The sequence below is a fragment of the uncultured Campylobacter sp. genome, from assembly GCF_938031315.1.
Classification (GTDB): Bacteria; Campylobacterota; Campylobacteria; order Campylobacterales; family Campylobacteraceae; genus Campylobacter_B.
This window is the reverse complement of record NZ_CALHHT010000519.1, coordinates 1-10,084: the sequence shown is the minus strand read 5'-3', so window position 1 is coordinate 10,084 and position 10,084 is coordinate 1. Positions and strand designations below refer to the sequence as shown.

9 protein-coding genes are annotated in these 10,084 nt (G+C 49.3%); all 9 read right to left on the bottom strand.

The features are described from left to right. The coding region (locus tag Q0236_RS12890) for a 1-(5-phosphoribosyl)-5-[(5-phosphoribosylamino)methylideneamino] imidazole-4-carboxamide isomerase (RefSeq protein ID WP_297918865.1) at nucleotides 1-581 on the bottom strand (581 nt) is incomplete at its 3' end. Then, nucleotides 581-1,324 (bottom strand): imidazole glycerol phosphate synthase subunit HisH, encoded by a 744-nt coding sequence (hisH, locus tag Q0236_RS12885; protein ID WP_297918863.1) that lies wholly within the window; start codon nucleotides 1,322-1,324, stop codon nucleotides 581-583. The genes Q0236_RS12890 and hisH, both read right to left, overlap by 1 nt. After that, a complete protein-coding gene (locus Q0236_RS12880; RefSeq protein ID WP_297918860.1) occupies nucleotides 1,321-3,126 on the bottom strand; it encodes a nucleoside-diphosphate sugar epimerase/dehydratase in 1,806 nt (601 codons plus the stop codon). Before Q0236_RS12880 ends, hisH begins: the two co-directional genes overlap by 4 nt. Further along, nucleotides 3,126-4,223 carry a UDP-N-acetylbacillosamine transaminase gene (gene pglE / locus Q0236_RS12875; protein WP_297918858.1) on the bottom strand — a complete coding sequence of 366 codons (1,098 nt, stop codon included), beginning with the start codon at nucleotides 4,221-4,223 and terminating at the stop codon, nucleotides 3,126-3,128. The genes Q0236_RS12880 and pglE overlap by 1 nt, the downstream gene beginning before the upstream one ends. Before the next feature lie 116 nt (nucleotides 4,224-4,339). Next, on the bottom strand, nucleotides 4,340-4,939 hold the full coding sequence (gene pglD, locus Q0236_RS12870; RefSeq protein WP_297918855.1) for a UDP-N-acetylbacillosamine N-acetyltransferase: 600 nt from the start codon (nucleotides 4,937-4,939) through the stop codon (nucleotides 4,340-4,342). Continuing rightward, nucleotides 4,926-5,531, bottom strand: a complete 606-nt coding sequence (pglC, locus tag Q0236_RS12865; RefSeq protein WP_297918852.1) for an undecaprenyl phosphate N,N'-diacetylbacillosamine 1-phosphate transferase — start codon at nucleotides 5,529-5,531, stop codon at nucleotides 4,926-4,928. Before pglC ends, pglD begins: the two co-directional genes overlap by 14 nt. Beyond that, entirely contained in the window at nucleotides 5,524-6,651 is a 1,128-nt protein-coding gene (locus Q0236_RS12860) for a glycosyltransferase family 4 protein (protein WP_297918868.1), read from the bottom strand. The genes pglC and Q0236_RS12860 overlap by 8 nt, the downstream gene beginning before the upstream one ends. A gap of 74 nt (nucleotides 6,652-6,725) precedes the next feature. Continuing rightward, nucleotides 6,726-9,506, bottom strand: coding sequence for an STT3 domain-containing protein (locus Q0236_RS12855; RefSeq protein ID WP_297918850.1), 2,781 nt, complete (start codon nucleotides 9,504-9,506; stop codon nucleotides 6,726-6,728). A 2-nt stretch (nucleotides 9,507-9,508) separates the two neighbouring features. After that, nucleotides 9,509-10,084 (bottom strand): glycosyltransferase (locus Q0236_RS12850; protein WP_297918847.1); only part of this gene is annotated, 576 nt, incomplete at its 5' end.

Here is a 10,084-nt window from a genome sequence, read left to right as displayed (position 1 = left end):
CTTGCGATAGTGTCGATGCCGCAAGCTTTCGCGATAGAGCGGCTAAATTCTACGTTTACGCCGCTTAGCATCCCGTCACGCGATATGTCGGTGCAGATAATCGCGCAAACGCCTGCGTCCGCGTAGTCTCGCGCCAGATCGGTCGCTTTTACGCAGCTTAGCTCCGCCCAGCCCTCGGTCGCTACTAAACCCTCTTTTGCATCTATGCCCACGACGATGCGGTAAAGCTTCGCCATTCTCCTTACGAAATCTCTATTTTTAAGCGCTGCCGAGCCCAGGATAAATCTATCGACGCCTAAGCTCAAATACTCCTTTATGCGCGCTTCGTCGCGGATGCCGCCGCCCACTTCTACGCGCAGGCGCGTGCTTTTTACGATCCGCTCGATCGCTTTGAAATTTACCGCCTCGCCCGCAAACGCGCCGTCGAGATCAACCAGATGCAGCCACTTAGCGCCGAGATCTTCAAATTTTTTGGCTAGATCACAGGGGTCTTTGGAATAAATTTTTGCGCTTTGCATCTCGCCCTTGCTAAGGCGCACGGCGCATCCTTGTTTTAGATCGATCGCAGGGAAAATCTCCATCACAGCTCCGTAAAATTTTTAATGATTTTTATGCCCGCATCGTGGCTTTTTTCGGGATGCGGCTGAAAGGCAAATACGTTTTCGCGCCAGATCGCGCTTGCAAACTCATAGCCGTAAAACGTGGTCGCAAGCGTGATCTCGCGCGCGCAAAGGACGTGGTAGGAGTGCACGAAATACAGATACTCAAACTCGCCTAGGCCCGCATTTATCGGCGAGCGCTTAATAAAATGCGCGCTGTTCCAGCCGACATGCGGGATCTTTAGGCTTTCGGCGCGGGTAAAATTTTGCCCGCTGCGCTCGCTCAGCTCTGCCCTATCTGAATTAAATTCTGTCTCGCCCGATATAAATTTTGTATTTTCTCTAAATTTCATATTTTCGGACCTGGATTCCGCCCCCCGAATATTAAATTTCGTTTTGTCAAATTTCACGACGCGACCGGGTAGAATTCCAAGCCCGCTACGCGCGCCGAATTCTTCGCTTTGTTCAAACAGAAGCTGCATCCCAAGGCAGATGCCTAAAAAATATCTGCCGCTTGCGACGAACTCTTTAATCGCGGCGTCCATACCGCTTGCGCGAAGCTTATCCATCGCCTCGCCGAATGCGCCCACGCCCGGAAGCAGAGCCTTATCGCAGCTCAAAAGCTCCTCAGGGCTACGCGCGAGGCAAAATTTAGCGCCGCAAAAGCTAAGTGCGTTCATCACGCTTCGGATATTGCCCGCGCCGTAATCCACGATACCGATCAAGCCGTGCCCTTCATATCGTTCAATCGGTGCGAAAACTCGGGCACGATACGCTTTAGCTTATCCGCGACCTGCGCGTCCTCGCACTCCGAAAGCTCCTCGATCTGCGAGCTTAGCTCTTGCAGGTCGTATTTTGCGGAGTGGGTTACGAAGATGGATTGATACTTCGTGCTCTTGTCGTTTTCGTCGATCAGAAGCTCCTCGTAAAGCTTCTCGCCTGGGCGCAGACCTACAAATTTAATACCCAGCTCCTCCTTGCCGGCAAGCTGCAACATTCGCTTGGCAAGATCGGCGATCTTTACGGGCTCGCCCATATCCAGCACGAAAAGCTCGCCGCCCTGCGCGATGGAGGCTGCCTGAAGCACAAGCTGACACGCCTCGCTAACGAGCATAAAATATCTCGTAATCTCGGGGTGCGTAACGGTAAGCGGCTCGTTCGCTTCGATCTGGCGTTTAAATTTAGGGATGACGCTGCCGCTTGAGCCGAGCACGTTTCCGAAGCGGACGGCGACGATCTGCGTATCGCTTGCCGCGTCGTTGGAATTTAGCGCGTAAAGCTCGCAGATACGCTTCGTCGTGCCCATAATGTTCGTCGGTCGCACCGCCTTATCAGTCGAGATCAAAACGACCTTTTTCGCGCCATATTTTTTGGACAGATCAATTACGTTTTTTGTGCCGATGACATTGTTTTTGACCGCTAGATGCGGATTAAACTCACATAACGGCACGTGCTTATACGCCGCTGCGTGCACGACTACCTCGGGACGAAATTCTGCAAAAACCTCCTCCAGCTCATGGCGATAAACGACGTTTATCATCTTTAACTCATTGCGCGCGTCCGCGCCGGTGGCTTCGTTAATCGAGTAGAGGTTAAACTCGCTGTGTTCGACCATGATAAGACGCTTTGCGCCGAATTTCAAGCACTGCTTGCAAATTTCGCTTCCTATCGTGCCGCCCGCACCCGTTACCAGCACGATCTTGTCTTTGATAAAATTTTCGATCGCCTTGGTGTCGAGATCCTTCGGCTTTCGCGCGAGCAGATCCTCGATCGATACGTCGCGGATCTTTTTGCTCTCATCCTCCAAAAGCGAAAAGAGCTTGATATCCTTTAGCCCGTATGCAAAAAGCTCGTCGTAGAGCTCCTTTAGCTCGTCCGGATATAGCGCCAGTGCGATGATCGCGGTTTTGGCGCCGCTATCTTTGATCATCTGCGGAATTTCGCTCTTAGCCCTGACGACGTAGTTTTCGCAATACGTCCCTACTAGCTCTGCTCGCCCGTCCACGACACCCACGGGATAGTAGTTGATATATTTTTGCCGCATCCCTTTTAGGACGTGAAAGGTCTTGCTCGTAGCGCCCACGACGATGCAGGGCTCGTTATTCGTGATGTTTTTCTTCTCGCTTAGAAACATCCGCTTTGAAATTCTAACCCCGCTGATCAGAATAAATGAGATCGCCGCGTCGATGATGATGACCGAGCGCGGGAACGGGTTAAAAACTTTACTCGCTAGAAAAAACAGGATCAAAAAGGTAAGCGCCGCCATCACGTGCGCGTAGAAAAGCTTTCTAGCTTCGTATAGCCCGAAAAATCTCCACGGAACTAAATAGATCCGCAAAAACCAAAAATAGAAAATTTTAATCGCCGTAAGGCTCGAGGCGCTAAGCAGCGCGCCTTTATAAAATTCGTTCGGTATATCTCCGCTAAATCGCAGCAAAAACGCGATGTAAACGGAGAGGATCGAGATAAAAATATCTCCTAGCAAAAAAAACGCGAAGCGGCTAAATTTAGTGGGTTTTAACAGCATTAGATGTTTTCTTTTACGATTTTTACGACGCGCTCGATCGTCTCGTCGCTCATATCGGTGCCACTAGGCAGGCAGATGCCGCGACTGAACATATCCTCGCTCGTGCCGTCAACTACGCTAAGCGCGCCTGCAAAGATGCTTTGCAGATGCATCGGCTTCCAAAGCGGACGAGATTCGATGTCGGCTTTATTTAGCGCATCGATAACCTTTAGATGGGCATCCTTTTTCTTAAATAGAAGCGTCGTAAGCCATCTATTGCCCTTGCCACCTTCTACTTCGGGCATAAACTCCACGTCGGTGCCCCTAAACAGATCCTGGTAAATTTTAAAAATTTCGCGCTTTCTCTTTACACGCTGCGGCAATACCTCCATCTGGCCTACGCCGATAGCGCCTAAGACGTTGCTTAAGCGGTAGTTGTAGCCGTAGTCTTTGTGCTCGTAGTGAAGCAGCGGCTCGCGCGCCTGGGTGCTGTAAAATCTAGCCTTAGCCACTAGCTCCTCATCGTTTGAAATCAACATTCCGCCGCCCGAGGTGGTGATGATTTTATTGCCGTTGAAGCTTAGCGCGCCGCATTTTCCGATACCGCCAAGTGCTTTACCCTTATAAAATCCGCCTAGCGCCTCTGCGGCATCCTCGATAACATCAATGCCTTCGTTCGCGCAAATTTCGCATATCTCATCCATCTTCGCAGCCTGTCCGTAAAGGTGCGTAACGATGAGCGCCTTTGGCTTTTTCGGCGATTTTTTGATCGCTTCTTTAAGCAGCTTCGGGCTTAAATTCCAACTCTCGTCGCTGTCTATCAGCACCGGCACGCAGCGCTCGTAAAATATCGGATTTAGCGACGCCATGAAGGTAAACGTGGACCCTAGCACCACGTCGCCGTCCTTTACGCCGCTGCAGCGAAGCGCCAGATGAAGCGCCGCCGTGCCTGCGTTTAGCGCTAGCGCGCCGCGTGCGTGCGTATATGATTTCACCGCATCCTCAAAGCGATTTACATATTCGCCCAAAGGCGCGATATAGTTGCTTTCAAATACCTTTTTTATATACTCAAGCTCATTGCCGCCCATATTCGGCGGGCTTAAAAATACTCTTGCCATTTTCATCCTTCCTTGATCTTTAAATTTAACCTCGCCTGGCACAAGGCTAAATTTAGCTTTCGGCATTAAATTTAAATGCTCGGATTTTATCACTTTTAATGCTATAAATTTTAAATTTAGCTATTTTTTTTAATCACGCGAGCAGGCACGCCTACGGCTACGCTGTCGCTAGGTATGTCGCGCACGACCGCAGCGCCCGCGCCGATGATGCAGCGCTGCCCGATCTTTAGCCTCTGAATGACGCTAGCGCCGATGCCCACGTGCGAAAACGCCCCCACTTTCACGCCGCCCGCAAGCGCCGCGTTTGGGCTAATGTGCGCGAACTCGCCGATCTCGCACTCATGCTCGATTACGACGCCCGAATTGATTATTGCGCCGCGACCGATTTTAGCTCGCGCGTTTATCACGGCGCCGGGCATTACGACTGCGCCCTCGCCGATAGCGGCGCTTGGGCTAACGATGGCGCTTTGATGAATTAGCGTCGCTATCTCAAAACCCGCGCGTGCTACTTTCTCTTGGATCTTTGCGCGAGTTTTATTATCGCCGATTGCGATTATTACGGGGTGCTTCGGCAGATCCTCGCTAAATTTCAGCCCCGCGGCGTCGTCTAAAAAAACGACCTCGCTAAATTTAGCCCCGCGCGCGGCTAGCGCGACGTCCGCAACCACCAGCCCGTGTCCGCTCGCGCCGTAAACGTAAATTTTAGTTGTGCCCATTAAATTTCTCCGTCGTCGCCATGCCCTCTTTATTCACGCCCTCTTTTGCAAGCACCTTTTTTATCGTTAAAAGTGCGATCTTAAGATCGAGCGCGAAGCTTAAATTCTGCGCGTAATACGTGTCGAACTCAAATTTTTTCTCCCAGCTGATCGCGTTGCGTCCGTTTACCTGCGCAAGCCCCGTGATACCCGGGCGCACGCTGTGTCGCAGACGCTGCTGCGGCGAATAAAGCGGCAGGTACTCGATCAGCAGCGGGCGCGGACCGATGAAGCTCATATCGCCCTTTAACACGTTAAAAAGCTGCGGCAACTCATCCAGGCTTAGCGCGCGGATCTTTTTGCCGTAATCGTTCAGCCGCGCTTCGTCTGGCAGAAGCTCGCCGTCCGCGCCACGCTCGTCGCTCATCGTTTTAAATTTGTAAATTTTAAAAATTTGCTCATCAAGCCCAGGGCGAGATTGCGTAAAAATCGCGCTTTTGCTAATGTGCTTGCGGATCAAGAACCACGTAAGCGCCATCACGGGCGAAACCAAAATGATCAAAACCAAAGCCGCGGTAAAATCGAGCGCGCGCTTTAAAAAACACCTATACATCGATAAATTTCCTATAAACCTCTAAATATTTTTCCGTGACGATCTTTTCGTCGTAATTTGCAAGCACCATCTCGCGCCCATTTCGCCCGAGCCTTTCGCAAAGCGGCTCATCATCTAGCAAAATTTCGATCTTTCGCGCAAGATCCTCTGCGTCGCGAGTGCGGCATATTAGACCGTTTACCCCATCCTGCACGGCTTCTACGCAGCCGCTACAGTCGCTTACCACGCAGGCTCGCGCCATGCTCATCGCCTCTAAAACCGTGCGAGGAAAGCCCTCCTTGTAGCTAGGAAGTGCTAGCAGGTAACTAGCCTTCAAAAGCTCTGGCACATCATTTCTGGCACCCAGATAATGCACCGCACCGCTTCGCAAAAACGCAGGATCAGCGGTGCTTTTATTGCCCGCAAAACCCTCGCCCACAAAGACAAATTTCGCATCCAATCGATCTTTTAAAATTTCTGCTGCTTCGTAGAATTCTCTCACGCCCTTATGCCACATCGCGCGAGCTATCATCAGCACGATCTTTTTGCCGTGCAAATCCTCGCCCAAATCCGCCACACTAACGGTTTTGGGGTTGAACTTTTCAGCATTTACGCCTACACTTTTAATTCTTATAACCTTTTGCTTCGCAATAAGCCCGCGAGATAGCATATAATCGGGATCGGCATCGTTTACAAATACGCAAGCATCCGCCTGCGAAAATGAAAATTTATAAAGCTTCTCCAATACCGCTCGCACGAGCCTTGTTTTAATATCTTCGTCGATATAAAAGCTACCCAGCCCCTCGACTAAGTTTATTACATATTTTATACCCGCCTCGCGAGCCGCCAGTGTACCGAACACGTTTGATTTGTGCGCAGCTGTTTGCAGCAGGTCCAAATCCAGCCTCTTTAACTCGCGCGCAAGGGCTTTGGTGTTGCTAAATATGGTAAGCGGATTCAGGCTCGCTCGATCAAGATCGTAAGTTACGGTATTAAAATCGCGTGCCAAATCCTGCGTATAAGCGCCGCGAGGAGCGATTGCAAAAACCTCGTGCCCGCGCTCTTTTAAAGCCTGCATTATCGGGCGACGAAAGAAATGTAAGCTCATATCGGCATGGCTTAAAAACCCTATGCGAGCCATATGCTGCATTCCTTGCTTGGCGTTGCGAGATTAAATTTCATAAATTTCTCCTTAGATTGCGGCAAAAATTTTATCTAGCGCTTTAATTTATAAACTTTCACAGCAGGGCTTAAGATCACAGGCTCGAATAGCTCGGGTCTATATCTTTCAAATACAAAAAGCTGAATATAGCTTGAGTTTAGCATCGTCTTATCTAGCAGCAAAAATCGCCCGTAATCGCGCATGAAAATCACGTAAAATTGCGCGCTGCTGTCCATGTTAAGCTCCTTGACCGCCAGCTTGCCGCTCGCGTCGTAGCTCGTTTCATAAAAGGTATTGATCGCGAATTTTCTGCCGCTAAATTCTAAACTAAGCAAATTCGGAGAGATCGAAAAGCCGTTGTCCATATGCACGCCGCTTTGATCTTGAACGAACCTATCGCTCGTTATGAAAAACAGCTCACTTAGCTGCTTGCCGTCGGTGATGTCGATATTTGAAAACTGTGTGACGACGGGGAAGATATTCATCATGCGATCGGGCAGGATGTAGTAGATGTCGCGCGTAGGCCTTGGCGGCTTAAAATCGGCCAGTCCCAAGCTTAAGATAAAATCATTTACGTCTGTGGCATTATAATCTTTTAAAATTTGCTTTAGCTTGTTTGGAATTTTTTCGCTATATCCGCGCTCGGTGTATTCGACATCCAGGCGCGCCATATTCGCAGAGCTCATCTGATCTTTAAAAAGCGCGAAGCTAACGGGGAAATTATCGTTGCCGAGGTGTTTGCCGCCGTCGATAAGGGTCTTTACGTCGCTGTAATAGCGTATGCCGTAACCGTAGTCCCACCACGAAAGCGCGTAATCCTCGCGCTGCGCTTTATCTTTGAGCTCATCTAGCACCCGCACCTCGCTTTGATAAAAGACCGTATCGACCTTGTACGAGACGATGTGCTGCCATGCAGGATAGATCGCAAGTGCCGTCAAAATAAGCAGTATCGCGCGCCCTGCGATCTTTGGCAGATCCAAGCGCTTTACGCAAAAATACAAAATATATCCGAAACTTAGCCCCATCACGCCCACGGCGTAGATTGTAAATCTAAGGCCCGCTTTGTTCGCTGCAAAGCCCAAAAGCAGAAGTGGGATCGAGAGCAAAAATTCCTTATGTCTAAAGCAAAGCACTAAATATCCGATCGTCGCGATCACGAAAACCGCGACGTGCGAGCTGATGCGCTCCATAAAGATATTAGTTGGCACGATGCCCGATTCTTGGATCGTTTGATTGACGTTGAAAAAATGAAATGCCGTATCGGCGTTGTCCGAAAAGGAGCGGAAGATATAAAATTTCGCCTGAAAGATGATCGGGCTAAGGCCCCCGTTTGCGACGAAAAAGACTACGGCAAGTGCGCCGATAATCGCTAAAATTTTAAAATTTAATAGCTTTCCTTTAAATGCAAAGAGCCAAAATAGCGTAAGCGAGATTAAAATTTTAGCTACCAAAGGCGTGGAGCAAAGCGCGATCAAAAAGATAATCATCGCTTCGTAATTCACCCTACTTTTTCGCTTAAAAATCAGCGTATAGGCGAAAAACATGGCGAGCATCATGGAATTTAACGAGAAGCTGGACGGATACCACCACATATAAAATATCGCAAATGCACCTAGCCAAAACAGCGTGCTGCGCGAGCCGCGCGTGCAAATGCGGATGAGCGCCCACAAAATACACATCGCAAACACGATATTTAGCATATCGGTATCGTAATACCCCGCCATAGTGCGGTTGTAGTAGCTATTCGCCACGCTCGCGACAAGCGCACCGATGAAGCCCGCGCGCATGCAGCGAAACTCGCTTGAGATCAGCAAGATCGGCACTACGATGAGCGAGCTAAACAAAGCCGGCAGATAAACGAAGATCGTCTCGATTTTAAAGGGCAAAATTTCAGCCAAAAACGCCGTCACGATCGAAAGCGGTGCACTAAAGTAGCTAAGATCGTTGGGCTGATGAAAGCCGGCGAGGCGATCGCGCGCGCCCTCTGCAAAGGCGTAGCCGTCGTTGGTGTTTATCATTAGCTCGCCGTCCCAAAAAAAGTAGTTCGGAAATCCGCTCGCCCAATACACCCACCACATACGAAACGCCACGCTAAAGGCAAATGCAAACACAATCATCAGCAAAATATGCTTTGAAAACTCATAATTTTTTATGAAGCCAAAAATTCTACGCCTGGCAGGAAGCGCGCCAGCTGCCTGATTTTTAGAATTTTGGGAATTTTCCGCTGTGGAGTTTTTAGAATTATCAGAATTTATGCCGTTTGTAGAATTTAAAGCACTTGCAGAATTCGCATTTTTAAATTTAGCCAAATTAGCGGCTTTTGCGGAATTTTTATTTGTAGAGTTCGCAACGCCAGCGGAATTTTTATTTGTAGAATTTTTGCTCGTGGAATTCGCAGTGCCTTTCAAATTTGAGTTTGTAGAATTTGCGCCTGCGGAATTTTCAGAATTTACCGAGGTAGAATTTCGTCCACTTGATTTTTTAGCCTTTTTGGATTTTTTTTGTGCTCGCATTTTTGCAGAAACAGCGCGCGCTTGATCGTCGCTTAAATTTTTAACGCCGGCGTGCGCGGAATTTTTGCTCGCGGAATTTTTTGCATCAAGCGCAGAATTTTTATCGCTCTGAGGCGCGGTATCCTCGCTACCCTTAAGCTCGGCATTTTCGCCGCTAAAATTCTCTCCGCCGCTTGCGGAATACTCTGCGTCAAAATTTCCCTCACTAGCAAAATTTTCGCTTAAGGCAGCTTTGTCGGCACCCATTGATTGCGCGCCTTTTTGATCGTCCGATCCTTCGTCGATCTCTCTGACGCTAAAAGCCTTTTTTTCTTCACCCACGCCTATTTTCCTTCGTCGATTTGTTCTATTTTTGCGATCAGCTCGCTTGCTATCCGTTTTTTATCGAAAAACGAGGCTCTAATTTTAGCCTTTTTCTCATAAAATTTTACATAATTTTCATCATCCAGCGCTTTTTGCATCGCCGCTTGGGTACTTTCTAGATCGTTTACGCCCACCAGCACGCCCCATTCGCTCTGCCCCATAAGCTCGCGCGCGCCGCTTTGATGATCGCTTGAAATCACGAGCTTGCCGCACGCAAGAGCCTCGATGAGCGCGTTTGAAAACCCTTCAAAAAGGCTTACGAAGACGAACGCATAGCATCTAGCCATATATTTATACGGGTTTGCATCAAAGCCCAAAAGCTTCACGCGGCCGCTTAAGCCCAGCTCCTCTATCAGGGCCTCAAGCTCTGCTCGCAGCACGCCGTCGCCTAAGATCAACAGGTCTTTGTCGTTATTTTTTAAATTCGCATACGCACGGATCAAAAGCGCGTGGTTTTTACCCGCATCGAGCCTGCCAACGCTTAGGAAAAACGGCCGCTCCTGCACAACCTGCTCGCTTGCCTTGCGCCCGATCTC